Origin of the sequence: Mycobacterium heidelbergense (genome assembly GCF_050205645.1) — a bacterium.
GTDB lineage: Bacteria > Actinomycetota > Actinomycetes > Mycobacteriales > Mycobacteriaceae > Mycobacterium > Mycobacterium heidelbergense_A.
In genome coordinates, this window is the sequence record NZ_JBNMQT010000028.1 from 1 (window position 1) to 25,435 (window position 25,435).

Annotated in this window: 21 protein-coding genes and 2 riboswitches; of the genes, 12 read left to right on the plus strand and 9 right to left on the minus strand. The window is 68.2% G+C overall.

Going from position 1 to position 25,435, the window contains the following annotated elements; all coding sequences use genetic code 11:
- From ACQI5H_RS22325 to modA, 3 genes are all read right to left on the minus strand, one after another.
- Positions 1–1,095, minus strand: a 1,095-nt coding sequence (locus tag ACQI5H_RS22325; RefSeq protein WP_427081471.1) for a sulfate/molybdate ABC transporter ATP-binding protein, incomplete at its 3' end; no start/stop codon positions are given.
- 6 nt (positions 1,096–1,101) lie between these two features.
- The gene (locus ACQI5H_RS22330; protein WP_427081472.1) at positions 1,102–1,908 is read right to left on the minus strand and encodes an ABC transporter permease; all 807 of its coding nucleotides are present in this window, start codon (positions 1,906–1,908) and stop codon (positions 1,102–1,104) included.
- Positions 1,909–1,917: 9 nt separating this feature from the next.
- Positions 1,918–2,697, minus strand: a complete 780-nt coding sequence (gene modA / locus ACQI5H_RS22335) for a molybdate ABC transporter substrate-binding protein (protein WP_427081473.1) — start codon at positions 2,695–2,697, stop codon at positions 1,918–1,920.
- A 192-nt stretch (positions 2,698–2,889) separates the two neighbouring features.
- On the opposite strand from modA, the gene ACQI5H_RS22340 reads away from it, so the two are divergent.
- From ACQI5H_RS22340 to ACQI5H_RS22350, 3 genes are all read left to right on the plus strand, one after another.
- The gene (locus ACQI5H_RS22340) at positions 2,890–3,567 is read left to right on the plus strand and encodes an SDR family oxidoreductase (RefSeq protein WP_427081474.1); all 678 of its coding nucleotides are present in this window, start codon (positions 2,890–2,892) and stop codon (positions 3,565–3,567) included.
- Between the two features lie 53 nt (positions 3,568–3,620).
- On the plus strand, positions 3,621–4,538 hold the full coding sequence (locus ACQI5H_RS22345) for an LLM class F420-dependent oxidoreductase (RefSeq protein WP_427081475.1): 918 nt from the start codon (positions 3,621–3,623) through the stop codon (positions 4,536–4,538).
- A 176-nt stretch (positions 4,539–4,714) separates the two neighbouring features.
- The gene (locus ACQI5H_RS22350) at positions 4,715–6,106 is read left to right on the plus strand and encodes an NAD(P)/FAD-dependent oxidoreductase (RefSeq protein WP_427081476.1); all 1,392 of its coding nucleotides are present in this window, start codon (positions 4,715–4,717) and stop codon (positions 6,104–6,106) included.
- 39 nt (positions 6,107–6,145) lie between these two features.
- On the opposite strand, the gene ACQI5H_RS22355 is transcribed toward ACQI5H_RS22350, so the two are convergent.
- The gene (locus ACQI5H_RS22355; protein ID WP_427081477.1) at positions 6,146–6,568 is read right to left on the minus strand and encodes a PaaI family thioesterase; all 423 of its coding nucleotides are present in this window, start codon (positions 6,566–6,568) and stop codon (positions 6,146–6,148) included.
- 330 nt (positions 6,569–6,898) lie between these two features.
- Here ACQI5H_RS22355 and ACQI5H_RS22360 point away from each other — a divergent pair, with 330 nt between their 5' ends.
- From ACQI5H_RS22360 to ACQI5H_RS22400, 9 genes are all read left to right on the plus strand, one after another.
- The gene (locus ACQI5H_RS22360) at positions 6,899–7,315 is read left to right on the plus strand and encodes a BlaI/MecI/CopY family transcriptional regulator (protein ID WP_427081478.1); all 417 of its coding nucleotides are present in this window, start codon (positions 6,899–6,901) and stop codon (positions 7,313–7,315) included.
- 14 nt (positions 7,316–7,329) lie between these two features.
- Positions 7,330–8,280 (plus strand): M48 family metalloprotease, encoded by a 951-nt coding sequence (locus ACQI5H_RS22365; protein ID WP_427081479.1) that lies wholly within the window; start codon positions 7,330–7,332, stop codon positions 8,278–8,280.
- 84 nt (positions 8,281–8,364) lie between these two features.
- Positions 8,365–9,834, plus strand: coding sequence for an NADP-dependent phosphogluconate dehydrogenase (gndA, locus tag ACQI5H_RS22370; RefSeq protein ID WP_427081480.1), 1,470 nt, complete (start codon positions 8,365–8,367; stop codon positions 9,832–9,834).
- 53 nt (positions 9,835–9,887) lie between these two features.
- Positions 9,888–11,324: a GuaB1 family IMP dehydrogenase-related protein gene (locus ACQI5H_RS22375; RefSeq protein ID WP_427081481.1), complete on the plus strand. Its 1,437-nt coding sequence runs from the start codon at positions 9,888–9,890 to the stop codon at positions 11,322–11,324.
- 211 nt (positions 11,325–11,535) lie between these two features.
- On the plus strand, positions 11,536–12,903 hold the full coding sequence (locus tag ACQI5H_RS22380) for a hemolysin family protein (protein ID WP_427081482.1): 1,368 nt from the start codon (positions 11,536–11,538) through the stop codon (positions 12,901–12,903).
- On the plus strand, positions 12,903–13,946 hold the full coding sequence (locus ACQI5H_RS22385) for a hemolysin family protein (RefSeq protein WP_427081483.1): 1,044 nt from the start codon (positions 12,903–12,905) through the stop codon (positions 13,944–13,946). Before ACQI5H_RS22380 ends, ACQI5H_RS22385 begins: the two co-directional genes overlap by 1 nt.
- A gap of 289 nt (positions 13,947–14,235) precedes the next feature.
- A complete protein-coding gene (locus ACQI5H_RS22390) occupies positions 14,236–16,437 on the plus strand; it encodes a malate synthase G (protein WP_427081484.1) in 2,202 nt (733 codons plus the stop codon).
- A gap of 50 nt (positions 16,438–16,487) precedes the next feature.
- Complete coding sequence (locus ACQI5H_RS22395; RefSeq protein ID WP_427081485.1) at positions 16,488–18,620, plus strand: substrate-binding domain-containing protein; 2,133 nt, start codon at positions 16,488–16,490, stop codon at positions 18,618–18,620.
- A gap of 74 nt (positions 18,621–18,694) precedes the next feature.
- Positions 18,695–19,555 carry a haloalkane dehalogenase gene (locus ACQI5H_RS22400; RefSeq protein WP_427081486.1) on the plus strand — a complete coding sequence of 287 codons (861 nt, stop codon included), beginning with the start codon at positions 18,695–18,697 and terminating at the stop codon, positions 19,553–19,555.
- Here ACQI5H_RS22400 and gcvP read toward each other — a convergent pair.
- The 5 genes from gcvP to garA form a co-directional block, all read right to left on the minus strand.
- Entirely contained in the window at positions 19,552–22,386 is a 2,835-nt protein-coding gene (gcvP, locus tag ACQI5H_RS22405) for an aminomethyl-transferring glycine dehydrogenase (protein WP_427081487.1), read from the minus strand. The genes ACQI5H_RS22400 and gcvP overlap by 4 nt on opposite strands.
- A gap of 34 nt (positions 22,387–22,420) precedes the next feature.
- A riboswitch (glycine riboswitch) is annotated at positions 22,421–22,538 on the minus strand.
- Positions 22,539–22,636, minus strand: a riboswitch (glycine riboswitch).
- Positions 22,637–22,688: 52 nt separating this feature from the next.
- Entirely contained in the window at positions 22,689–23,315 is a 627-nt protein-coding gene (locus ACQI5H_RS22410; RefSeq protein ID WP_427081488.1) for a MerR family transcriptional regulator, read from the minus strand.
- A gap of 312 nt (positions 23,316–23,627) precedes the next feature.
- On the minus strand, positions 23,628–24,122 hold the full coding sequence (locus ACQI5H_RS22415; protein WP_036469133.1) for a bifunctional nuclease family protein: 495 nt from the start codon (positions 24,120–24,122) through the stop codon (positions 23,628–23,630).
- 59 nt (positions 24,123–24,181) lie between these two features.
- Positions 24,182–24,937 (minus strand): MerR family transcriptional regulator, encoded by a 756-nt coding sequence (locus ACQI5H_RS22420; protein WP_427081489.1) that lies wholly within the window; start codon positions 24,935–24,937, stop codon positions 24,182–24,184.
- Complete coding sequence (gene garA, locus ACQI5H_RS22425) at positions 24,937–25,413, minus strand: glycogen accumulation regulator GarA (RefSeq protein ID WP_369805035.1); 477 nt, start codon at positions 25,411–25,413, stop codon at positions 24,937–24,939. The genes ACQI5H_RS22420 and garA overlap by 1 nt, the downstream gene beginning before the upstream one ends.
- Positions 25,414–25,435: the final 22 nt, after the last annotated feature.

Here is a 25,435-nt window from a genome sequence, read left to right on the forward strand (position 1 = left end):
CGCCGCCGGATACAGCGCCACTTCATGCGCCTTGACCGAGAACCACACCCGCTGCCCGGGCGCCAACCGCAACTCCGACGCGGCATCAACGGTAATTTCCGCCGCCAGGCCCGGCGCGCCATCGGCCTGCTCCCCGGCGCGGACCAACACCGCGGAACCCCGGACTCCCAGCTCCGCCACCGTCAGCTCGATGCAGTTGCGCGGGCTGCCGTGCGGCCGGTCGCGATAGACGGCGACCGCCGTCGGCGGGAACACCGCGATGGCGTCCCGCCCGACGCCGAGTTCCTGGGCGGGAATCCCGTGCCAGTTCCCGCCGGAGCGAGCCCGTAGCGCGCCGTCATCTCCGATCGTCCCGTTGACCAGATTGATCCCCGCGATGCGGGCCCCGAAATGGCTGCGCGGCGCGGCCAGCACCTCGGCCACCGGGCCGAGCTCGGCGATCTTCCCGGACTCCAGCACCAGCACCCGATCGGCCAGGGTCAACACGTCGAGCAGGTCATGCGTTACGAGGACCACGGCGCAGCCGCCGCGGGTGACGACGTTGCGCAGCACCGCGCGGATGGCCGCGGCCGCGCCGACGTCCAGCCCGGTGAGCGGCTCGTCGAGCAGCAGCACGTCGGGCTCGGCCGCCAACGCCCGGGCGATCGCCACCCGCTGGGCCTGGCCGCCGGACAGCTCGCGCGATTTCCGGTCGGCGAGCCCCTCGGCATCCACCTCGCGCAGCCAGCGCAGCGCCGTCTCGCGCCGCCCGGCGCGACCGGAACGCGACATGAGCATCCTCCGACGGCTGTGCGGTCCGAAGGCGACGTTGGCTGCGACGCTCATATGCGGGAACAGCAGCGGGTCCTGCAGCAACAGCCCGACCCGGCGATCGTGGGTCGCCACGTTCAGTCCGGCCGTCGTGTCGGTCAACACCCGATCCCCCAGGCGCACCATGCCCTCGTCGGGATCCACCAGCCCGGCGATGACGTGCAGAACGGTCGACTTCCCGGCGCCGTTCGGCCCCAGCACCGCGAGCACCTCGCCCGCGGACACCGAAAACTCCACGCTCAGCAGCCGATTGGCCACTACCGCCCGAAGCTGCAGCTCGCTCACCGCCGGCTACCTCGCCCGGTTCCCAATAGGGTCCCCGGTCAGCCTGCGGGCACCTAGGCCGAGCACCACCACCGACGCCACCACGACGAGCAGGATCGACAACGCCACCGCCGCGTTCGCGTCGCTCACCCGCTGTAGGTAAATCTCGAGCGGCAGTGTGCGAGTCACCCCCTGCCGCGAACCGGCGAAGGTCAGCGTCGCGCCGAACTCCCCCAGCGACCGGGCGAACGCCAGCACCGCCCCCGACACCATGCCGGGCAGCAGCAGCGGCAGGGTCACCCGCCACCACACGATGCTGGGCCGCGCCCCCAGCGTCGCCGCGACCACCTCGTAGTCGGCTCCCGCGGTACGCGCAGCACCCTCAAGGGAGATCACCAGAAACGGCAGCGAGACGAAGGTCTGCGCCAACACGACGGCGGTGGTGCTGAACGCGATGCTGACACCGGCGGCGTCCAAGTACCGCCCGACCAATCCGAGTCGGCCGAACGCATACAGCAACGCGATGCCACCAACCACCGGCGGCAACACCAGCGGCACCAGGATCAGCGGTCGCAGCAATCGCACCAGCCTCCCGGTGCCGCGGGCCAATACCAGCGCCATGGGCACTCCGAGCAGCACACACAACGCGGTGCTGGCGGAGGCGGTCTTCAGGCTCAGCAGCAGCGCGGTCCGCGACGAAGGGCTGGTGATCAGCGTCCAGAAATTCGGCCAGTCGACCTCGATCGCGATCGACAGCAGCGGCAATGCGACGAAGACGATCCCCGCGGCGGCGGGGATGTACACCCAGCGGGGCAGATCCGTCGGCCGGTGCACGATCGGTGGTCAGGGTTTGGCGAAGCCCGACTGGGCGAGGATCTGCTGACCCGCGTCGGAGGTCACGAAAGTCACGAACTTCTGCGCCAGGGCCGGCTTCGGCGCCTTCTTCAGCACCCCGATCGGATAGACGTTGACGGCGCCCGCTGCTTCGGGGAACTGCACGGTCGTCACCTTGTTTCCGGCGCTGTGTGCGTCGGTGACGTATACAAGCCCGGCGTCGGCCTGCCCGCTGGTGACCTTGTTGAGGACGTCGGTCACGCTGAGCTCCTCACTGACCGGGTTGAGGCGCACCCGGGTGCTGTCTTCGACGCGTTGGGTCGCCGATCCGCAGGGCACTGGCTTTTGGCAGATCACCACGCTGAGACCGGGTTTGGCGAGATCGGCGAAGGAGCCGATGTTTTTCGGGTTGCGCGGGGCGGTGACGATCGCCAAGGTGTTGGCGGCGAAGTTCGTCGGGGTGGCGGCCAGCAGCCCGGCCCTGGTGACCACGTCCATCTGGGCGGTGTCGGCGGACGCGAAGACGTCGCCGGTCGCGCCCTGGGTCAGCTGGGTCGCGAGCTCCGAGGAGCCGCCGAACTCGAACTCGACACCGCCGCCGGGGTTCTCGGTCTTGAACCGCTCGCCGAGCTGGGTGAACGCGGATTTCAGCGAGGCCGCCGCGAAGACCACGAGCGAGCCGGAGGTCCGCGGCGGCGCGGACGGCGACGACAAGGGCTGTTTGGTGCCGCAGGACACGAGCGCCGTCAGCAGCATCGCGGATAGCCCGAAGGCCAGGACCCGGCGCATGGATGAACCCTAACCCGCCGAGGATGCGGTCCGCTTGGGGGCTAAATCGTCGCAAAAACGTGGCCGCCGAATAGTTATTCAAATGATTCGCGCGGCGCGCCGCCGGGAATTTCGCCGAATAGCTACTGTCCAGTAACATCGACGGAGATCGACGCCGCAACGTCGGGGTTCAACGTTGAACATGAGGAGGTCATGGCTGTGGAAGTGCTGGTCACCGGCGGGGACACGGAGCTGGGGCGCACAGTGGCCGAGGGCTTTCGCGATGACGGTCACAAGGTGACCCTCGTGGGCGCGCGGCGCAGCGACCTCGAAATCGCCGCCAAAGAACTCGACGTGGACGCGATCGTCGTCGACACCACCGACCCGGCCAGCCTCGAAGAGGCGCGGGGCCTGTTCCCCCATCACCTCGACACCATCGTCCACGTGCCGGCTCCCGGCTGGGACGGCGGCGACCCGCGCACCTATTCGATGTCCGACACGGCCCGGGCGTGGCGCAACGCGCTTGACGCGACGGTGCTATCGGCGGTGCTGACCGTGCAGGCGGTTGGCGATCACCTGCGTTCCGGTGGCTCCATCATCGGCGTGGTGGCGGAAAACCCGCCCGCCGGCAGCGTCGACGCCGGAATCAAAGCGGCCCTTTCGAACTGGGCTGCCGGCCAGGCCGAGATCTTCGGCACTCGCGGGATCACCATCAATGTGGTGGCCAGCGGGCGCAGCGCCCAGGCGGGCTACGACGGCCTCTCGCGCACCCCGCCGTCGGTCGCGACGGAGGTCGCCCGCTTGGCGCTGTTCCTCACCACCTCAGCGGCTCGCCACATCACCGGCCAGACGTTGCATGTCAGCCACGGCGCGCTGGCCAGTTTCGCCTGAGGCTGAATAAGAGCCGTATCCCGTCGGCCCGGCGCCGCACTACGGTAGAGCGCGTGGCTATTCGACTCGGTCTGCAAATTCCCAACTTCTCTTACGGCACCGGGGTGGACAAACTCTTCCCCACTGTTCTGGCTCAGGCCCGCGAGGCCGAATCGGCTGGGTTCGACTCGGTTTTCGTGATGGACCACTTCTACCAACTGCCCATGCTGGGCGATCCCGACCAGCCGATGCTGGAGGCGTACACCGCGCTGGGTGCGCTGGCCACCGCGACCGAACGCGTGCAGCTGGGCACCTTGGTAACCGGTAACAGCTATCGCAATCCGACGCTGCTGGCCAAAATCATCACCACGCTCGACGTGGTGAGCCAGGGCCGGGCGATCCTGGGCATCGGCACCGGCTGGTTCGAACTCGAGCACGATCAGCTGGGCTTCGAATTCGGCAGCTTCACCGACAGGTTCAACCGGCTCGACGAGGCGCTGCAGATCATCCTGCCGATGATCAAGGGCGAACGGCCGACCTTTTCCGGCAAGTGGTATCACACCGACCAGGCGATGGCCAATCCTCGCTTCCGCGAACACATTCCGCTGATGATCGGCGGCAGCGGCGAGAAGAAGACGATCCCGCTCGCCGCTCGGCACTTCGACCACCTCAACATCATCGCCGGGTTCGACGAGCTGCCGGCCAAGGTGCGGGTGGTGCGGGAGCGCTGCGAGGAGATCGGCCGCGATCCGGCCACGCTGGAAACCAGCACCCTGACCACCGCGGTCGTCGACGAGAACTTCAAGGCCGACCAGATCCCCGCGGAGATGACCCAGCGCATGGTCGTCGGCAGCGCCGAATCGGTCGCCGACCAGATCAAGACGAAGATCCTGGACGCCGGTATCGACGGGGTGATCATCAACATGCCCTTCTACACACCCGGCATCGTCGCCGCGGCCGGCGAGGCGCTGCGGCCCTTGGTCGGCCTGTAACCGGGGACCGTCGCGAGCCGCGGGCATGACGCGGATCACGTTCGGCGACCAGCGGTAATACCGCCGGTGTGGTTCATTACACAGGCTTACGATCTGGGTTTCCGGGTGGCGGCTTGACTAGCGTGGTAGCTAACTGAATTCGCGCGTCAAGGAGCCCCGGCAGGAGCAACGGATACATGAGCCCGCAGCCAGAAGGTACAGCTGAACCGAAGCGTCGGCATCGAGTCGTCATCATCGGATCAGGATTCGGCGGACTCAACGCGGCAAAGAAGCTCAAGCGGGCCGATGTCGACATCAAACTGATCGCCCGCACCACCCACCACCTGTTTCAGCCGTTGCTGTACCAGGTGGCCACCGGGATCATCTCCGAGGGGGAAATCGCCCCACCGACCCGGGTGGTGTTGCGCAACCAGCGCAACGTGCAGGTCCTGCTCGGCAACGTCACCCACATCGACCTGGCCAACCAGTGCGTCGTGTCGGAGTTGCTGGGCCACACCTACGAAACCCCCTACGACAGCCTGATCGTGGCCGCCGGGGCCGGCCAGTCCTACTTCGGCAACGACCATTTCGCCGAGTTCGCGCCCGGCATGAAATCGATCGACGACGCGCTGGAGTTGCGCGGCCGCATCCTCAGCGCGTTCGAGCAGGCGGAGCGGTCGAGCGATCCCGAGCGCCGCAGGAAGCTGCTGACGTTCACCGTCGTCGGGGCCGGGCCCACCGGGGTCGAAATGGCCGGGCAGATCGCCGAATTGGCGCAACACACCATGCGAGGCTCGTTCCGGCACATCGATTCGACCAGGGCGCGGGTGATCCTGCTCGACGCCGCGCCCGCGGTGTTGCCGCCGATGGGCGAAAAGCTGGGCGAGCGTGCGGCCGCACGACTGGAGAAGATGGGCGTCGAGATTCAGCTGGGCGCCATGGTCACCGACGTGGACCGCAATGGCATCACCGTCAAGGACTCCGACGGCACCGTCCGACGTATCGAGTCGGCCTGCAAGGTCTGGTCCGCGGGCGTACAGGCCAGCCGCCTGGGCAGGGATCTCGCCGAGCAGTCGCCGGCCGAATTGGACCGGGCCGGGCGGGTGAAGGTGCTGCCCGACCTGTCGATCCCCGGGTACCCGAACGTGTTCGTCGTCGGCGATATGGCCGCCGTCGAGGGCGTGCCGGGGGTGGCCCAGGGCGCCATCCAGGGCGCCAAGTACGTCGCCAACACGATCAAGGCCGAGCTCGCCGGCGCCGACCCGGCGGAGCGGGAGCCGTTCCAGTACTTCGACAAGGGCTCGATGGCGACCGTGTCGCGGTTCTCGGCGGTGGCCAAGATCGGTCCGCTGGAGTTCAGCGGTTTCATTGCGTGGCTGATCTGGTTGGTGCTGCACCTGGTGTACCTGATCGGGTTCAAGACCAAGATCACCACGCTGTTGTCGTGGACGGTGACCTTCCTCAGCACCCGGCGCGGCCAGCTGACGATCACCGACCAGCAGGCGTTCGCGCGTACGCGGCTCGAACAGCTCGCCGAATTGGCCGCCGAGGCCCGCGGCCCGGCCGAAGCCGCGCGGGTGGCTAGCTAGCCCGGTTGCGCGACTTGGAATCCGTTGTAGCGCAAGGGATTACATCTCCACGAGGTTTTGCAGCCGCACCTGACCCCGGGCGACCACCCGGTCGTCCGCGTCGGTGATGGTGACCAGCCACAGCTGCTGACGCCGGCCGCGATGGATCGGGTCTGCGGCGCCGTAGACCATCCCCGAGCCGATGGACCGCAAGAAATCGGTGTTGTTGTTGACCCCGACGACGTTCCCGCCGCCGCGCGTGGCGAGCCAGGTGTAGGCGGCGACGCTGGCCATGCTCTCGACCATCGAGCAGTACACACCGCCGTGCACCAGGCCCATCGGTTGCAGCAGCTTCGGCGTGACCTCTAGTTGCGCCCGGGCCCCGTCGGGGCTGAGTTCGGTGAATTGCAGCCCTATTTCGCTGTCGAACGGGGCGGTGAAATCCGGGGGGAGGCTCGCGTCGGGCGGCGTTGGCACGCTCATGTGTCTACACCATGGGCAACCCGGCCGACGCGAGGCGGCGGTGGCAACCGCCGAAAACAGGCGAGCCCCGTGCGCTAATGGCACGGGGCTCGCCGATCGAGTTGGACGGACCGGGGGTCACTGCAGCCCTCAGGACTCTGCCGCGGTCCGTTGTCTCTCGACCGAACTCAGCATAGGCAAGGCTGCCCTAATATTGCAAGGGCGGGTTGAAGCTTCCGGGTCCGCGCCGGCGGGGCCCGGAGGTGGTCACAGACATTGCCCAGCATTCGATACGACAGTCGGTAGTAAACAAGGAGTACGCTTGGTCCAACGCTCAGGAGATGACGAACTATGGCCAAACTGACACGGCTCGGGGACCTGGAACGCGCCGTCATGGACCATCTGTGGTCCACGGCGGAACCCCAGACCGTTCGCCAGGTCCACGAAGCGTTGTCGGCACGACGCGACCTCGCTTACACGACGATCATGACCGTGCTGCAGCGGCTGGCCAAGAAGAATCTGGTCTCGCAGATCCGCGACGACCGGGCCCACCGGTACGCGCCCGTGCACGGTCGCGACGAGCTGGTCGCGGGGCTGATGGTCGATGCCCTCGCTCAGGCTGAGGACTCCGGCGACCGACACGCCGCGCTGGTGCACTTCGTCGAACGCGTCGGCGCCGACGAGGCGGACGCACTGCGGCGGGCGCTCGCCGAATTGGAAGCAAGCCAACGCAAGACGCCATCGGCTGGCGCTACCGCTGAGGAGTAAGGGAGACTAGCAGCGTGTCCGCGGCGGCCTTCACCCTCCTCGCGGTGCTGCTAGTCGGCCCGGCGCCGGCGTTGTTGGCACGCGCGACGTGGCCGCTGCGCGCTCCCCGGGCCGCGATGGTGCTGTGGCAGGCCATCGCGCTGGCCGCGGTGCTCTCGGCGTTCAGCGCCGGAATCGCGATCGCCACGCGGGTGCTCATGCCCGGGCCCGACGGGCGGCCGACGGCCAGCGTCATCGGTGCCGCGGACCGGCTTGGCTGGCCGCTGTGGGCGGCATACATCGCCGTATTCGCGCTGACCGTGCTGGTCGGTGTGCGGTTGATGATCTCGATGGCGCGGGTGGCCATCGCCAACCGGCGACGGCGCGCGCACCACCGCATGGTGGTCGACCTGGTCGGCGTGGGACACGATGCGGCGCTGGCGCAGACTTGCGCGTGGGCCCGTGACCTTCGCGTCTTGGACGTGCCCCAGCCGCTCGCCTACTGCCTGCCCGGTGTGCGCAGCCGCGTGGTGGTCAGCGAAGGAACGCTGAACACACTCGCCGAGGCCGAAGTCGCGGCCATCCTCACCCACGAACGGGCCCATCTACGGGCGCGGCACGACCTCGTCCTGGAAGCCTTCACCGCGGTGCATGCCGCATTCCCGCGGCTGGTCCGCAGCGCCAACGCGCTGCGGGCGGTGCAACTGCTCGTCGAGCTGCTGGCCGACGACGCCGCGGTGCGCGCCACCGGTCGCACTCCCCTGGCTCGCGCGCTGGTCGCCTGCGCGTCCGGCCTGGCGCCGTCGGGCGCGCTGGCCGCGAGCGGGCCCAGTACCGTGTTGCGAGTTCGCCGGCTGTCCGGGAGCGGCAACAGCGTGATGCTGTCGGCCGCCGCGTACCTGACCGCGGCGGCGGTGTTCGTGGTGCCCACCGTCGCGCTGGCCGTACCGTGGCTCACCGAGCTGCAGCGGCTGTTCAACCTCTAGCGCACCGCGAAACCCCTTGGAGGACCACCAGTCCGCTGTGCCACAGTGTTCTCCAACCGGAGAGGCCTAACTGAAAGGCAAGACATGAGTTCGTCCGATTCCCAGCCGAATTCCAAGACCGGCACCGCGCAGATCGGCGTCACGGGCCTGGCCGTCATGGGCTCGAACATCGCCCGCAATTTCGCCCGGCACGGCTACACGGTGGCACTGCACAACCGGTCCGTCGCCAAGACCGACGCGCTGCTGAAGGAGCACGGTGACGAGGGCACGTTCGTGCGATCGGAGACCATCGAGGAATTCCTGGACGCGCTCGAGAAGCCGCGGCGCGTGCTGATCATGGTCAAGGCCGGCGATCCCACCGACGCCGTCATCGATCAGCTCGCCGACGCCATGGAAAAGGGCGACATCATCATCGACGGCGGCAACGCGCTCTACACGGACACCATCCGCCGAGAGAAGGCGATGCGCGAACGCGGGCTGCACTTCGTCGGCGCCGGCATCTCCGGCGGCGAGGAGGGCGCGCTCAACGGGCCGTCGATCATGCCGGGCGGGCCGGCCGAGTCCTACAAATCACTGGGGCCCCTGCTCGAGGAGATCTCCGCGCACGTCGACGGCGTGCCGTGCTGCACGCACATCGGGCCCGACGGCGCCGGGCACTTCGTGAAGATGGTTCACAACGGCATCGAGTACTCCGACATGCAATTGATCGGCGAGGCCTACCAGCTGCTACGCGACGGGCTCGGCAAGACCGCCGAGGAGATCGCCGGCGTGTTCGACGAGTGGAACAAGGGCGATCTGGACAGCTTCCTGGTCGAGATCACCGCGCAGGTGCTGCGTCAGACCGACGCACGCACCGGTAAGCCGCTGGTGGACGTGATCCTCGACGAGGCCGAGCAGAAGGGCACCGGGCGCTGGACGGTGAAGTCAGCGCTGGATCTCGGTGTGCCGGTCACCGGGATCGCCGAGGCGGTGTTCGCCCGCGCGCTGTCGGGTTCGGTGATCCAGCGCAAGGCCACCACCGGGCTGGCGTCCGGTCAGCTGGGCGAAAAACCAAGCGATGCAAAGCAATTCGTGGAAGATGTGCGACAGGCCTTGTACGCATCGAAGATCATCGCCTATGCCCAGGGCTTCAACCAGATTCAGGCCGGCAGCGCCGAATACGACTGGGGCGTCACGCCCGGCGATCTCGCGACCATCTGGCGCGGCGGCTGCATCATCCGGGCCAAGTTCCTCAACCGGATCAAGGAGGCGTACGACTCCGATCCCGAGCTGCCCACGCTGATCGTGGCGCCGTATTTCCGCAGCGCCATCGAGGCCGCGATCGACAGCTGGCGGCGCGTTGTCGCTACCGCCACGCAGCTGGGCATCCCGATCCCGGGGTTCTCCTCGGCGCTGTCGTATTACGACGCGCTGCGCACCGAGCGGTTGCCGGCCGCCCTGACCCAGGGCCTGCGCGATTTCTTCGGAGCGCACACCTACGGCCGCATCGACGAGGACCCGGGCAAGAAGTTCCACACCCTGTGGAGCGGAGACCGCAGCGAAGTACCCGCCTAGCCCGGGCCAACTAACATGGCCTAGCGGGGGCTGCAGACGGTGGGGCGATAGCGATGAGATTTCTGGACGGGCACCGACCTGGGTACGACCTGACCTACAACGACGTCTTCATCGTGCCGAACAGTTCGGACGTCGCATCGCGGTTCGACGTCGATCTGTCCACCGGCGACGGCTCCGGCACCACCATCCCGGTGGTGGTCTCCAACATGACCGCCGTTGCCGGGCGGCGGATGGCCGAGACGGTGGCGCGGCGCGGCGGCATTGTGATTCTGCCGCAAGACCTTCCGATCACCGCGGTGCAGCAGACAGTGGAATTCGTCAAGAGCCGTGATCTCGTCCTCGACACCCCGGTGATGCTGGCGCCCGACGATTCGGTGTCCGACGCCGTCGCGCTGATCCACAAGCGGGCGCACGGTGTGGCCGTGGTGGTCTTCGAGGGGCGGCCCATCGGCCTGGTGACCGAATCGTCATGCCACGGCATCGACCGCTTCACCCGGGTGCGCGACGTCGCCACCCGTGACTTCGTCAGCGCCCCGATCGGAACCGATCCGCGCAAGATCTTCGATCTGCTCGAGCACGCGCCGATCGAGGTCGCGTTGGTGACCAACCCCGACGACACGCTGGCGGGGGTGTTGACCCGTACCGGCGCGCTGCGAACCGGTCTGTACACGCCGGCCACCGACGCAGGCGGGCGGCTGCGCATCGGCGCGGCCGTGGGTATCAGCGGCGATGTGGGCGCCAAGGCGCGCTCCCTCGTCGAAGCCGGCGTCGACGTGCTGGTCATCGATACCGCACACGGGCATCAGGTCAAGACGCTGGAGGCGATCAAACTGGTCGCATCGCTGGACTTGGGTGTCCCGCTGGCCGCGGGCAACGTCGTGTCGGCGGAAGGCACCCGGGATCTGCTGAGCGCCGGAGCGAACATCGTCAAGGTCGGTGTCGGCCCGGGAGCCATGTGCACCACCCGAATGATGACCGGAGTCGGCCGGCCGCAGTTCTCCGCGGTGCTCGAATGCGCTTCTGCGGCAAGGCAACTCGGTGGCCACGTCTGGGCGGACGGTGGGATCCGGCATCCGCGGGACGTGGCGCTGGCGCTGGCCGCCGGGGCGTCGAACGTCATGATCGGCTCGTGGTTCGCCGGAACCTACGAGTCGCCCGGCGACCTGATGCGCGATCGCGACGAGCAGCCGTACAAGGAGAGCTACGGCATGGCGTCCAAACGGGCGGTGGTGGCCCGCGCCGCCGCCGACACCGAGTTCGATCGCGCCCGCAAAGCGTTGTTCGAGGAAGGCATCTCGACGTCGCGAATGGGCCTGGACCCCGACCGCGGCGGCGTCGAGGACCTGATCGACCACATCACCTCGGGCGTGCGCAGCACCTGCACGTACGTCGGCGCCTCGAACCTGGCGGAGCTGCACGAACGGGCCGTCGTCGGCGTGCAATCCGCCGCCGGATTCGCCGAGGGACATCCGCTGCCGCTGGGCTGGTGACGCCGCCGCCTTCGCTACCATGTGAGTCCTGGAACTTTGCGGGCCGCAGCAAAGCGTGCGCGGCCCGGAACCGTACTAGAGCGAGAGGGATGACGTGCCGCAGGCACCCGCCGAGGCCCCGTTGCAGCCGGGGGCCTTTCGGGCGGAGCGGCGACTGCCCCCCGCGGCCCCGGTCAGACCGGCGACGCCGTCCCGATAACCGAGCCCCGCCATGAACGTCACCGTCACCGTCGTCAGCGTGCTGGCCATCGCGGTGCTCATCTTCGGCAACGGCGTGTTCGTCGCGGCCGAATTCTCGCTGACCGCGCTGGATCGCGCCACCGTTGAGGCCAACGCGCGCCGCGGCGGCCGTCGCGACCGCCTGATCCAACGCGCGCAGAACAGGCTGTCGTTCCAGCTCTCGGGTGCTCAGATCGGCATTTCCATCACCACGCTGGTGACGGGCTACCTGACCGAACCGATGGTGGCCGATCTGCCGCATCCGTGGTTCGACGCGATGGGGATTCCCGACCGGGTGGGCGACGCGATCATGGCGTTTCTGGTGATGGTGATCGTGACGTCGGTGTCGATGGTGTTCGGCGAGCTGGTCCCCAAATACCTCGCGGTGGCGCGGCCGCTGACGACCGCACGCGCCATCGTGGCCGTCCAGCTGCTGTTCTCGCTGCTGCTCACCCCGGCGATCCGATTGATGAACGGCGCGGCGAACTGGATCGTGCGCGAGCTGGGCATCGAGCCGGCCGAGGAGCTGCGCTCGGCCCGCTCCCCGCAGGAACTGGTGTCGCTGGTGCGCACCTCGGCGCGCAGCGGCTCGCTGGACCCCGCCACCGCCGCGCTGGTGCGCCGATCGCTGCAGTTCGGTGCGCTCACCGCCGAGGAGCTGATGACGCCGAGGTCCAAGATCGTCGCGCTGCAGACCGACGACACGCTCAGCGACCTGGTGGCCGCGGCCGCCGAGTCGGGGTTCTCCCGCTTCCCGATCGTCGCCGGCGATCTCGACGAGACCGTCGGGATCGTGCACGTCAAGCAGGTGTTCAAGGTTCCGCGGGCCGAGCGGCCGAGTACGCCGCTGGCGACGGTCGCCCAGCCGGTCCCCGTGGTCCCCTCGACGCTGGATGGCGACGCGGTGATGGCCGAGATCCGCGCCAACCCCCTGCAGACCGCGATGGTCGTCGACGAATACGGCGGCACCGCGGGCATGGTGACCGTCGAGGACCTGATCGAGGAGATCGTGGGCGACGTCCGCGACGAACACGACGACGCCACGCCCGACGTGGTGGCCGCCGGCGGGGGCTGGCGGGTGTCGGGCTTGCTGCGCATCGACGAGGTGGCCTCCGCCATCGGGTATCGCGCACCCGAGGGGCCATACGAGACCATCGGCGGTCTGGTGCTTCGCGAAATCGGTCATATCCCGGTGGTCGGCGAAACGGTCGAACTGACCGCGCTGGACCCGGACGGGCTGCTGGATGCCTCGATGCCCTGGCGCGCGACCGTGGTGCGGATGGACGGCCGCCGCATCGATCTGCTCGAGTTGGCCGAGCTGCGCGGCCGCGCCGAACCGGCGATGGGACTTGGCCACTGATGAACGACACGCTGGGAGTGGTGCTCGCGATCCTGCTGATCGGGGCGAACGCGTTCTTCGTCGGCGCGGAATTCTCGCTGATCTCGGCGCGGCGCGACCGCCTCGAAGCGTTGGCCGAGCAGGGCAAGGCGCGGGCGGTGACCGTGATCCGGGCCGGTGAGCAGCTGTCGTCGATGCTCGCCGGTGCCCAGTTGGGTGTCACGGTGGCGTCGCTGCTGCTGGGGCGGATCGGTGAGGCGGCGGTGGCCAACCTGCTGCGGCGAGGGCTCGGGCTCGCCGACATGAACCCGACGCTGCTCCACACGCTGTCGTTCGCGATCGCGCTGGCGATGGTGGTGACGCTGCACGTGCTGCTGGGCGAGATGGTGCCCAAGAACATCGCGCTGGCCGGTCCGGAACGCACGGCGATGCTGCTGGTCCCGCCGTACTTGGCGTACGTGCGCGCCGCCCGGCCGTTCATTGTGTTCTACAACAAATGCGCCAACGCGATACTGCGCGCGCTGGGCGTGGAGCCCAAGGACGAGCTGCACATCGCGGTCTCCCCCGTCGTCCTCAGCGAGATGATCGCCGAATCGGTGTCCGAGGGCCTGCTGGATCCCGAGGAGCACAGCAGGCTGACCCGCGCGCTGCAGATCGGCAGCCGGGTGGTCGGCGACGTGGCCGTACCGCTGGCGGACGTGCGGGCATTGTCGGTGGACGCCGCGGGCTCGGGGCCGAAGGTCGGCGCCGTCGAGCGAGCCCTGGCGCAGACCGGGTACTCCCGCTTTCCGGTCACGGCACGCGACGGAAAATTCGTCGGCTACCTGCACATCAAGGATGTGCTGACGCTCAACGACGATCCGGAGACCGTGATCGATCTGGCATTGGTGCGCCCGCTGCCGCGGGTACCCACGTCGTTGCCGCTCGCCGACGCGCTGTCGCGGATGCGGCGCAGCAACAGCCATCTGGCGCTGGTGACCAACGGCAGCGGTGACGTGATCGCGATGGTGGCGATGGAGGATCTGGTCGAGGACCTGGTCGGCAGCATGCGCGACGCGTCGTGAAAGACACGTAGCGACACCGCTCGCGGCCGCCTGGCGAAGTGCGCCGCCCATGGCCCGTATGATTGAACGGCCGCCGGCACACTAACGTGCTGGCGGGCTCACGGTCTTGGCCGGCAGTACATGCGTTGCCAGAAAGCGGTTCTCAAGGTCCGCCCCGGCGCCATGGGCGGTGCTGTTCGCGCGCCTGACCTGCGATTGCGGGTAAGGCGGATACGCTCGCTCGGGCTGCCGGCCGGTAGGCTGACGAAGTAGCCACTGGCGTCCAATGAGGCCATTTTGGAGGAGAAACATGACTGATCGCGTGTCGGTGGGGAACTTGCGCGTCGCCCGAGTGCTCTACGACTTCGTGAACAACGAGGCCCTGCCCGGCACCGATATCGATCCCGACAGCTTCTGGGCCGGCGTGGACAAGGTCGTCACCGACCTCACCCCGCAGAATCAGGATTTGCTGCGGCGGCGCGACGAACTGCAGGCCCAGATCGACAAGTGGCACCGTCACCGCGTCATCGAGCCGATCGACGTCGAGGCGTACCGCGAGTTCCTCGCCGAAATCGGTTACCTGCAGCCCGAACCCGCCGATTTCAGCATCACCACCTCCGGTGTCGACGACGAGATCACCACGACCGCGGGCCCGCAGCTGGTCGTGCCGGTGACCAATGCGCGGTTTGCGCTCAACGCGGCCAACGCCCGCTGGGGTTCGCTCTACGACGCCCTCTACGGCACCGACGTCATCCCCGAAACCGACGGCGCCGAGCAGGGCACCAGCTACAACAGGATCCGTGGCGACAAGGTGATCGCCTATGCGCGCAGGTTCCTCGACGAGGCGGTGCCGCTGTCGTCGGGTTCGTGGGCGGAAGCGACGGGCGTGAGCATCGACGACGGCCAGCTGAAGATCACCAGCGGCCCGGATTCCACCGGGTTGGCCCGGCCGGAGCAATTCGTGGGCTACAGCGGCGAACTGGGCTCCCCCGACTGGTCGGTGTTGCTGGTCAACCACGGGCTGCACATCGAGATCCTGATCGACCCCGAGTCGCCGATCGGCAAGACCGACGCGGCCGGAATCAAGGACGTGGTCCTCGAGTCGGCGGTGACCACGATCATCGACTTCGAGGACGCCGTCTCCGCCGTCGACGCCGACGACAAGGTCGGCGCCTACCGCAACTGGCTCGGCCTGAACAAGGGCGACCTGTCCGCGCAGGTCGACAAGGACGGCGAGGCGTTCACCCGGGTCCTCAACCAGGACCGCCACTACACCACCCCGGACGGTGGCGAGCTCGTATTGCCCGGGCGCGCACTGCTATTCGTCCGCAACGTCGGGCACCTGATGACCAACGACGCCATCGTCTTCGACAACGAGGGGGCCGACGGCAACGAGGTGTACGAGGGCATCATGGACGCGCTGTTCACCGGTGTGAGCGCGATACACGGTCTCAAGGCCAGCGACGCCAATGGGCCGCTCACGAACAGCCGCACCGGGTCCATCTACATCGTCAAGCCGAAGATGCACGGCCCCGACGAGGTCGCGTTCACCGCCGAGCTGTTCAGCCGCGTCGAAGACGTGCTGGGGTTGCCGCAGACCACGCTGAAGGTCGGCGTCATGGACGAGGAGCGGCGCACCACCCTCAACCTGAAGGCCTGCATCAAGGCCGTCACCGACCGGATTGTTTTCATCAACACCGGTTTCCTGGACCGCACCGGCGACGAGATCCACACCTCGATGGAGGCCGGCCCCATGGTGCGCAAGGGCACCATGAAGAGCCAGCCGTGGATCCTGGGCTACGAGGACAACAACGTCGACACCGGCCTGGCCGCCGGGTTCGCCGGCCACGCCCAGATCGGCAAGGGCATGTGGACCATGACCGAGCTGATGGCCGACATGGTCGAGCAGAAAATCGGCCAGCCCCGCGCCGGCGCCAGCACAGCATGGGTGCCCTCGCCCACCGCGGCCACACTGCACGCGCTGCACTACCACAAGGTCGACGTGATCGAGGTGCAGAAGGAGCTGGCCGGCAAGACGCGCACCGACATCGACCAATTGCTGACCATTCCGCTGGCCAAGGAACTGGCCTGGGCGCCCGAGGAGATCCGCGAGGAAGTCGACAACAACTGCCAGTCCATCCTGGGCTATGTGGTGCGCTGGATCGACCAGGGCGTCGGGTCGTCGAAGGTTCCCGACATTCACAACGTGGCGCTCATGGAGGACCGCGCCACGCTGCGCATCTCCAGCCAGCTGCTGGCCAACTGGCTGCGCCACGGCGTGATCACCGAAGAGGACGTCCGGGCCGGCCTGGAACGCATGGCCCCGATGGTGGATCAGCAGAACGCCGGGGACGCGGCGTATCAGCCGATGGCGCCGAACTTCGACGACAACATCGCCTTCCAGGCCGCGCAAGAGCTGATCCTGGCCGGAGGGCAGCAGCCCAACGGCTACACGGAGCCGATCCTGCATCGGCGTCGACGGGAATTCAAAGCCCGCGCGGCAGGCGGCTGAGTCCGCAACAGGTCATGTGATGGTTCGACGGAAAGGCGGCGCGCACCGGCATGGGTAGGCACAGTTTGCCCGACCCCGAAGACTCCGGCGACGAACCCGTTGACGATGACGTTGCCGACGATGTGTACGCCGACGATGTGCACGCCGACGATCTGCACACCGACAGCGGCCGATATCTGAACGCCGGCCAGGAAACCGAAACGCCGGGCAGCTTCGGCGACTATCGCCGCTACCGGGACGCGGGTCACTACGCCGACGAGGAGTACTTCGGCGCCGCCGAGGACGACTACGCCGACGAGGAATTCGCCGACGACGGGGATGCGTACCCCGCCGACGACGCCTTCGCGGTCGATGCCGGCGGCGAATATCCGGAATTTCCGACCCGAACGACGGCCGCGGGGAGCGCGGAGCGATCCGACCCACCGACCGGCGGCCACCGGGGACTCGGCGACTGGCGCGGCGGCCACCGCAGCGCCGGCGGACGGCGCGGGGTCAGCATCGGCGTCATCGTCGCCCTCGTTGCCGTCGTGGTGGTCGTGGGCACCGTGATCCTGTGGAGCTTCTTCGGCGACGTGCTGTCCAACCGCTCGCACACCGCCGCCGCGCGCTGCGTCGGGGGCAAAGAGACCGTCGCCGTCGTCGTGGACCCGTCGCTGACCGATCCGGTGCAGCAGTTCGCGGAAAGCTACAACTCGACGGCGGGTCCGGTCGGCGACCACTGCATGCAGGTCAGCGTCAAACCCGCCGGCTCCGACGCCGTCGTCGCCGGCTTCATCGGCAAGTGGCCCGCCGAACTGGGCGGCCAGCCGGCGTTGTGGATTCCGGCCAGCTCCGTGTCGGCGGCGCGGCTCTCCGCGGCCGCGGGTCAGAAAACGATCAGCGACAGCCGGTCGCTGGTCAGCTCGCCGGTGATGCTCGCCGTGCGCCCCGAGCTCCAGCCGGCCCTCGCCAATCAGAGCTGGGCGACGCTGCCCGGCCTGCAAACCAACCCGAACGCGTTGGCCGGCTTGAACCTGCCCGGGTGGGGATCGCTGCGGCTGGCGCTGCCGACGAACGGCAACAGCGACGCCGCCTACCTCGCCGGCGAGGCGGTGGCGGTCGCGTCGGCGCCCGCCGGTGCACCGGCGACCCAGGGCACCGCCGCCCTGCGCAGCTTGACCAGCGCCCAACCGAAATTGGCGGACAATTCGCTCACGGAGGCGATGAACACGCTGCTGAAGCCCGGTGACGCGGCGTCCGCGCCGGTGCACGCCGTCGTCACCACCGAGCAGCAGCTGTTCCAGCGTGGCCAGTCGCTGCCGGACGCCAAGAACGCGCTGGGTTCCTGGCTACCGCCCGGGCCCGCCCCCGTCGCCGACTACCCCACCGTGTTGCTCAACGGCTCGTGGCTGACGCACGAACAGAGCTCGGCGGCCAGCGAATTCACCCACTTCATGCGCAGGCCCGAGCAACTCGCGAAGCTGGCCAAGGCCGGCTTCCGGGTCAACGGTGTCAAGCCGCCGGCCAGCGCGGTGACCGGTTTCCCCGCCCTGCCGTCCACGTTGTCGGTCGGCGATGACACGATGCGCGTCACGCTCGCCGACGCCATGTCCGCGCCGTCGAGCGGGTTGGCCGCGACGATCATGCTCGACCAGTCGATGCCCGCCGACGAGGGCGGAAAGTCGCGGCTGGCCAACGTGGTTGGCGCGCTGAGCGAACGGATCAAGGCGCTGCCGCCCAACGCCGTCGTGGGGCTGTGGACGTTCGACGGCCGCGAGGGCCGATCGGAGGTCGCGGCCGGGCCGCTGTCCGACCCCGTCAACGGCCAACCCCGCTCGGCGGCGCTGACGGCGGCGCTGGACAAGCAATCCGCATCGGCCGGCGGTGCGGTGTCGTTCACCACGCTGCGCATGCTCTACCAGGAGATGCAAGCCAAATATGTTGCCGGACAACCCAATTCGATATTAGTGATCACGGCGGGTCCGCACACCGACCAAACCCTGGACGGCGCGGGGCTGCAGAATTTCATCCGCACCGGCGCCGACCCGGCCAAACCGATCGCGGTCAACGTCATCGACTTCGGCGCGGACCCCGACCGGGCGACCTGGGAAGCCGTCGCCCAGCTCAGCGGCGGCAGCTACCAGAACCTTTCGACGTCGACCTCCCCGGACCTCGCCACGGCGATCACTCAATACCTGGGCTAGCGCTGCGCAATCTCTCACGCTCGGAGATGTCACAGGGCGGGCATACCATCGGGAGCGCCATCCGAGGAGGGGTAATGCGCATCGATTTCACTCCCGACCCACAGCTGTACCCGTTCGAGTCGCGCTGGTTCGATACCTCGCGCGGCCGCATGCACTACGTGGACGAGGGGACGGGGCCACCGATCCTGTTCTGCCACGGCAACCCGACCTGGAGCTTCCTGTACCGCGACATCATCGTCGCGCTGCGCGACCGCTTCCGGTGCATCGCACCGGATTACCTCGGTTTCGGGCTCTCGGATCGGCCGGAGGGATTCGGCTACAAAATCGACGAGCACGCACGGGTCGTCGGCGAGTTCGTCGACCACCTCGGCCTGGACGGGTACGTGACGATGGGCCAGGACTGGGGTGGGCCGATCGGCATGGCCGTCGCGGTCGAGCGCGCCGATCGGGTGCGCGGGGTTGTGCTGGGGAACACCTGGTTCTGGCCGGCGGATACCTTCGCGACGAAGGCCTTCAGCAGGGTCATGGGCAGTCCGCCGATGCAGTACGCGGTCCTGCGGCACAACTTCTTCGTCGAACGCCTGATTCCGTCGGGGACGGCGCGACGGCCGAGCGCCGCGGTGATGGAGCACTACCGGGCGGTGCAGCCCAACGCTGAGGCACGAAAAGGCGTGGCCGAGATGCCCAAACAAATCCTCGCGGCCCATCCCCTGCTGGGACGGCTCGCCGCGGAGGTGCCGGCCAAGCTGGGCGCCAAGCCCGCGCTGCTGGTGTGGGGGATGAAGGACGTCGCGTTCCGGCCCGGCCCGACGATTCCGCGGATGCGCGAGACCTTTCCCGACCACGTCCTAATAGAGCTACCCGAGGCCAAGCATTTCATCCAGGAGGACGCCCCCGAGCAGATCGCCGCGGCGATCGTCGACCGCTTCGGCTAGACGAAAGCCTCCACCGGCGGGCAGGAGCAGACCAGGTTGCGGTCGCCGTAGGCGCCGTCGATGCGGCGCACCGGCGGCCAGACTTTGGGCCGGAATGCCTTGCCGAGCGGGTAGGCGGCCTGTTCGCGGGTGTAAGGGTGATCCCACTCGGAGACCACCAGACACTCGGCGGTGTGGGGCGCGCCCCGCAACGGGTTGTCGTCGACGGGCCACTCCCCCGCGCCGACCCGGTCGATCTCGCGGCGGATCGCGATCATGGCCTCGCAGAAGGCGTCGACCTCGGTCAGGCTCTCGCTTTCGGTGGGCTCCACCATCAGCGTGCCGGCCACCGGGAAGCTCATGGTTGGCGCGTGGAAACCGTAGTCCGCCAACCGTTTTGCGACATCGTCGACGGTGACGCCGGTCGACTTGGTGATGCCGCGCAGGTCCAGGATGCACTCGTGGGCGACCATGCCATTCTCGCCGGTGTAGAGCACCGGGAAGTATTCGTCGAGGCGCCGGGCGATGTAGTTGGCCGACGCGATCGCGGTCAGCGACGCCGCCCGCAATCCGTCGGCGCCCATCATGCGGATGTAGGCCCACGTGATCGGCAGGATCGAGGCCGACCCGTACGGTGCCGACGACACCGGCCGGCCGCCGGGCAGCTCGGGCGCGTAGGGGTGACCGGGCAGGTATTTGGCCAGGTGCGAGCGCGCCGCCACCGGCCCGACGCCGGGCCCGCCGCCGCCGTGCGGGATGCAGAACGTCTTGTGCAGGTTCAGGTGGCTGATGTCGCCGCCGAATTTGCCCGGCCGCGCCAGGCCGACCAGCGCGTTGAGGTTGGCGCCGTCGATGTACACCTGGCCGCCGGCGTCGTGCACGGCCGCGCAGATGTCCGCGATGTCGTGCTCGTACACGCCGTGCGTCGACGGGTAGGTGATCATCAGCGCCGCCAGCCGGTCCGCGTGCTCGGCCACCTTCGCGCGCAGGTCGTCGAGATCGACGTCGCCGTTGTCGCGGCAGGCCACCACCGCCACCCGCAGCCCGGCCAACGCCGCCGACGCGGCATTGGTGCCGTGGGCGCTGGACGGGATCAGGCAGATGTCGCGGTGCGGCTCGCCGCGGTCGGCGTGGTAGTCGTGAATCGCCAACAGGCCGGCGTACTCGCCCTGCGAGCCGGCATTGGGCTGCAACGAGACCGCGTCGTAGCCGGTGATCTGCACCAGCCAGGTCTCCAGGTCGGAGATGAGCCGCCGCAAGCCCGCGCTGTCAGATGCCGGAGCGAACGGATGCAGGCGGGCGAATTCCGGCCAGGTGACCGGCTCCATCTCGGCGGCGGCGTTGAGTTTCATCGTGCAGGATCCGAGCGGAATCATGCTGCGGTCCAAGGCAATATCCTTGTCGGCCAGCGTGCGCAAATAGCGCATCATCGCCGTCTCGGTGCGGTATTGCGTGAACGCGGGATGCGTCAGGAACTCCGAGGCGCGGGTAGCGATGTCGGCGCGGGCAGGTTGCTTCGCCGTTGCCCCGAACGCGTCCAGCACGATCGCGACGTGCTCGGCGGTCGTGACCTCGTCGCAGGCCACCGACACGTGGTCGGCGTCGACGCGCCACAGGTTGATGCCCTTGGCTTTGGCCGCGGCGATCACCGCGTCGGCGCGCCCCGGAACGCGCGCCAGCACGGTGTCGAAGTACTTGTCGTGCACCAGCGCTGTGTTGGCTGCCGCGCCCAACCCGGAGGCGATCGCCTCGGCGTGGCCATGCACCCGCCGCGCGATCTCGGTCAGGCCGTCCGCCCCGTGGTAGCTGGCGTACATCGCGGCCATCACCGCCAGCAGCACCTGCGCGGTGCAGATGTTGCTGGTCGCCTTGTCGCGGCGGATGTGCTGCTCGCGGGTCTGCAAGGCGAGCCGGTAGGCCGGGGATCCGTCGGCGTCTACCGACACCCCGACCAGCCGGCCCGGCAGCTGACGGGCGTGCTTGGCGTGCACGGCCAGGTATCCGGCGTGCGGGCCGCCGAATCCCATTGGGACACCGAATCTTTGGGTGGTGCCGAACGCGACGTCGGCGCCGATCTCGCCGGGCGGCGTGATCAACGTGAGGGCCAACAGGTCGGCGCCGATGGCGACCAGCGCGCCGCGGTCGTGCGCCGCCTGGATCAAAGCCGACCAGTCCGTTACCCGGCCGCTGGCACCCGGCAGCTGGGCGATCACACCGAAGAATTCGCCGTCGGGCAGGCCATCGCGCAGGTCGGCGGTCACGATCTCGATGCCCAGCGGCTTGGCTCGGGTGGTCAGCACCGCGGCGGTCTGGGCGAAGACGTCGACGTCGACGGCCAGCCGGTTGGCCGCGCCACGAGCGGCCCGGTGCATCAACGTCATCGCCTCGGCGGCGGCGGTGCCTTCGTCGAGCATCGATGCGTTGGCAACCTCGAGGCCGGTGAGGTCGGCGACCATGGTCTGGAAGTTCAGGAGCGCTTCCAGCCGACCCTGGCTGATCTCGGGCTGATACGGCGTGTAGGCCGTGTACCAGGCCGGGTTCTCCATGATGTTGCGCAACAGCACCGGCGGCGTGAGCGTGTCGTAGTAGCCCTGCCCGATCATCGACACCGCGACGGTGTTGGCGTCGGCCAGCGCCCGCAGCTCGCTCAGCGCCTCGGCCTCGCTCGCGGCCGGCGGCAACGCGTCCAGACCCGGCGCGGCACCGTCGGCGAGCTCGTCGAGAATGCCGGTGGGGACCGCCTTGGCCGCCAGCTCGTCGAGCGAGTCGACACCGATGACGGCGAGCATGGCCGCGACGGCCGGGCCGTCGGGACCGATGTGCCGGGCGGCGAAAGTTGGCTGGTCGGACACTGGCGAACTCCTGACAGGGCAGAGGGACGAGCGGCCCTCTCCCTCTGTCTTCACCCGGTCGCCGGGTGCCTGAGAGATTCGGCGCCGGTGAAGCGCCTTTCCCCATCGGCGGGTGTGACCGCTGCCGGTCGCACCGCTTTCCAGAGGCATCGTTGTCTTGCGCGGTCCGGGTGCCTGAGAGGTTGACGGAGAGGTGTTGCTCCTTCGGCGTCCGTGACTGGCGATCACGGAACTCTCCCGCGCGAGGGCGATGCGGCCCCCAGCTTACTCGGCCGCGCTCAGTTGCCCTCGAGGGCGCGGTGTTAGCCGATCTTGCGGTCGCGGTGCTTGCGCCGGGACGCCAGCTCGTCTTCCGGGGCGTCGATCGATTCGCCGCCGTCGGCGCGCTCGCCGGGGAAGTCCGCGATGACGCCGGTCAGCTCGCGCATCGCGCCGGACACCGCGATGCCGAACACGCCCTGGCCGCCCTGCAGCAGGTCGACGACCTCTTCGGCCGAGGTGCACTCGTAAACCGTGGTGCCGTCGGAGAACAGGGTGATGTTGGCCAGATCCTGGACGCCGCGCTGGCGCAGATGGTCGACCGCGACGCGGATGTTGTGCAGCGAGATCCCGGTGTCGAGCAAGCGCTTGACGATCTTGAGAACCAGGATGTCCTTGAAGGAGTAGAGCCGCTGGCTGCCGGACCCCGCCGCGCTGCGGATCGACGGAACGACCAGCGAGGTGCGCGCCCAGTAGTCCAGCTGGCGGTAGGTGATGCCGGCGATCTGGCAGGCACTCGGCCCGCGGTAGCCGACAAGCTCGTCGGGCACGGAATCGTCGGGGAACAGTCCGGGCTGCACGGCCACGCTCGGCGCGGTGGCGCTGTGGTCGGTCGTGGCGTCCGCGTGGTCAGCTAGGTCTAACTGCTCTTGACGTGGCGTCTCGCTCACGGTTCGTTCCTCTCGCCGATCGCGCTCGTTTACTAGCTGCGTTCGCAGGCTGCCTCGGCAGCCATGTTTGCTCAGGCCCGAGTGCTAGAGAGCTTACGCTTTCCGACAGCCGCCGCGCCTTAGTCGTAATCAAAGTATGGCCGCCGCAGGGGTGAGTCGGCGCGCTATCCGCCAGGCGTGTCGACATCGCGGGCCCAGATGAGATGCATCCGTGATGTCGCTCTCCACCCTAGTGGCTGCCCGCGCGGATTGCCCGGGCCGCCGGCGGGACGCCGCTACCTGCGGCTTCCCAAACCCGATGGGATAGCCAGCTCAAGTGGCCTTGAAATCGTCGGGCGACACGCTGTCGAGGAACTCCTTGAATTTCTCCACCTCGTCTTCGCGGACGGCGGTGTTGGATTCCTCGTCGCTCTCGTCGGGGATCAGCAGACCGGCCTGGGCGAGCACCGCCTCCTCGACGTAGATCGGGACGCCGACCCGCAGCGCGATCGCCACCGAATCCGAGGGGCGCGCCGACACCGTGATGTTGCGGTCGAAGACCAGGTCAGCGTAGAAAGTGCCCTCCTGCAGATCGACGATCCGCACCTCTTTCAGCGAATGCCCAAGCGCTGCAATGAGATCCCTGATGAGATCGTGCGTCAGCGGCCGGGGTGGTTCCACGCCTTGTTGCTCGAGCGCAATGGCGGCCGCCTCGGACTGGCCGATCCAGATCGGCAGATAGCGGTCACCGTTGGCCTCGCGCAGCAAGAGCACCGGCTGGTTCTGCGGCTGCTCCACGCGAATGCCGACAACACGAACTTCGCCCATCTGTGTCTGCCCTCCGCACATGCACCCGAACGCCAAGCTATCGAACGAAAGTCTAGTCCTCAGCGATGCAGAACGTCGCGAACGGCAGACTTGATCAGCGAGGTATGCAAAGTGATAGCGAGTGCCGCGACCTCACGCGCCAGGTCGTCGGCGCGGTCGAGAGCGCCGGCCTTGCCGGCTTTGACTACCGGCCCGGCGATTTGGGCGATCAGATCGGACTGCCGGTCGGCCGCCGACCGGAAGGCCCGCAGATGCCGCGGCTCGACGCCGTAGTCGGCCAGCGCCCGTGCGCACTGCAGGATCACCACAGCGTGTTCGTCGAACAGCCCGCCCGGACCGGTGGTGATCACCCCGGCCTTGAGCAGCGCGGTCAGCAGCCCATCGTCCACACCGGAGCGCTCCAGGAGCTCTTCGCGGCTCAACCGGATGCGGGTGGGCGCCACCGCGGCCTGATCGGACCCGGCCTCACCGCCGGCGGAACCGGGATCGCTGCCCGCGACGGACACCAATCGCGGTACGCCGTAAGGCGATCCGAACGACGGCAGCTCGCCGTCGGGCTGCGCGTCCAGCTGTGACCTGATCACCTTCAGCGGCAGGTAATGATCCCGCTGAGCGGTAAGGATGAAGCGCAGCCGGGCGCAGTCGTACGCGGTGAACCTGCGGTATCCGGAGGCAGCACGCTGCGGCGTCACCAGTCCCTCGGCCTCCAAGAAGCGAATCTTGGAGATCGTGACATCGGGGAAATCCGGCCTCAACAGTTCGAGGACCGCCCCGATCGACATCCCGGCCAGCGCCGGGCTATCGGGCGCGCTCACTAGCCTGAAGATCCTCCCTCGTCATCACCCTGCTTGGGTCCGGTCAAAAACACCAGACGGAACTTTCCGATCTGGACCTCGTCACCGTTCGCCAGCACCGCGGAATCCACCGGCTCGCGATTGACGTAGGTGCCGTTGAGGCTACCAACATCGACGACCTGGAAGTCGTTGCCTTCCAACCTGAATTCGGCGTGGCGACGGCTCACGGTGACGTCATCGAGGAAGATGTCGCTGTCAGGATGCCGGCCGGCTGACGTGATGGCCTGGTCGAGCAGGAAGCGTGAGCCGGCGTTCGGTCCCCGTTTGACGACCAGCAGAGCCGAGCCCGCGGGCAGACCTTCGACGCCGGATACCGCGCTCTCGGTTCCCGCTTGCGCGGGAGCGTCCAGTTCGTTGAGGAAGTCGGCACGGAAAACGGAAGTCGTCTCCACGGTGACTTCGTCAGCGTTCTGGTCCTGCTCTTTCCCTGAGTCCATGTCCGTCACGCGCTGCTCCTCA